Origin of the sequence: Cohnella hongkongensis (assembly GCF_042654645.1) — a bacterium.
Classification (GTDB): domain Bacteria; phylum Bacillota; class Bacilli; order Paenibacillales; family Paenibacillaceae; genus Cohnella; species Cohnella hongkongensis.
In genome coordinates this window covers 1-1,439 of the sequence record NZ_JBHSEP010000049.1, presented here as the reverse complement: position 1 = coordinate 1,439, position 1,439 = coordinate 1, and the positions used below count along the sequence as shown (strand labels likewise).

Sequence of the window (1,439 nt, the reverse complement as noted above, 5' to 3'; positions counted from 1 at the left end):
CAGGCTCCACGCACCTGAATCAAAAATGAATCGTTAAAGCCATGTGGGAGTAAGGTTGCGAGGGTATTGTCGAAAATAAAGAAAATCCAAATTTTACTGGCAATTTTGGAGGAGGAAACGGCTTAAATAGAGAAACCTCCTAATGGCAACCAACCATAGGAGGTGAGGCCACTGTGACCAGACAGTGGGCAAGAGAACTAGTCTCTCACTCCTCCAAAATATACCAACTTAGAACAATGGTCAAGCAGGCAAAAGACGGAAGACGTAACCCAAATATCAGCTCTTCAACGATTTTCGTGGTTATGCTCTTCTTCTTTCTGTTTCGCTTGCGCAGCATGGAGGAGTTGGACCGGAATGTGAAGAAAGGCCGGTTCCGACAGCTTGTACCGGCTAAGGAAAAGATGCCGTCACATGATGCGGCAAGGCAAGCGTTAATGAAGTGGGACTTAGAGAGCCACCGAGCTAACCACGAGTTGTTTATCGCTAAATTCAAACATAACAAGGGACCATGGAAAGGTGCCATCAACGGTTGGCGGACGGCTGCAATCGACGGAGTGGAGCTGTTTGCAAGTAAAAGCCGCTGCTGCAACGAATGTTTAACGAGGAAACTGTCGACTGGGGAAACCGAGTATTTTCACCGGGCGGTGTTTCTGCAGAAGGTCGGAGGAGACCCGCGAATTGTTTATGGAGCTGAGCTTCTAAAAAAGAAGGACGGGTCGGATAAAGCGGAAGGCGAAGTTGCTGCGGCCATGCGACTCATTCACCAAAGTGCAGAGCGACACGGCGTTCTAGCGGATGTGCTGACGCTCGACGCTTTGTATGCGCAGGCCCCGTTGATTCACGAGGCTTTGGATCATCACCAACACGTCGTGGTACGCATGAAGGAAGAACGACGACGAATCATGAAGGATGCAAGAGGGCTGTTTGAATCGAGATCGCCGGATGTAGCTTGGCTGGAAAAGGACTCAAGCGGTAACCAGGTGTTGGTGCAGGCATGGGATGAGGAGGACTTTACCAGTTGGGAGCAACTACGTGTCCCTTTTCGGATGATTCGGATGATACGTATGACAGAGCGAAACGTGATTGTTGGCGGCATTAAACATAAACAAACTGAAATATTGGAACGATGGGTAGGGACCACAATCGATAAAGGTGCTGCCGGTACGGATACGATATCTCGAATAGCAGCGGCAAGATGGGACATTGAAAACATGGGGTTTCACGACCTGAAGACATACTGGCACATGGATCACGCTTACGTGCATCATCTGACCGCCATTGAAGCAATACTTGGTTTTCAGATTATGGCCATGAATTTGTTTTATGCGTTTTTATTTGGTCATCTCCATCATTTCAGAGAACGGGGAATACCGCAGACCGAAGTGGTGGAAGAGCTCAAAGAACAAACGCGATGGATGTCTGAGCAACTGCTGACGCCA

General features: G+C 48.7%; 1 protein-coding gene. It reads left to right on the top strand.

From position 1 onward, the window contains the following. Positions 1-173: 173 nt before the first annotated feature. On the top strand, positions 174-1,439 hold a 1,266-nt coding region (locus ACFO3S_RS27875; RefSeq protein ID WP_378103039.1), incomplete at its 3' end, for a transposase.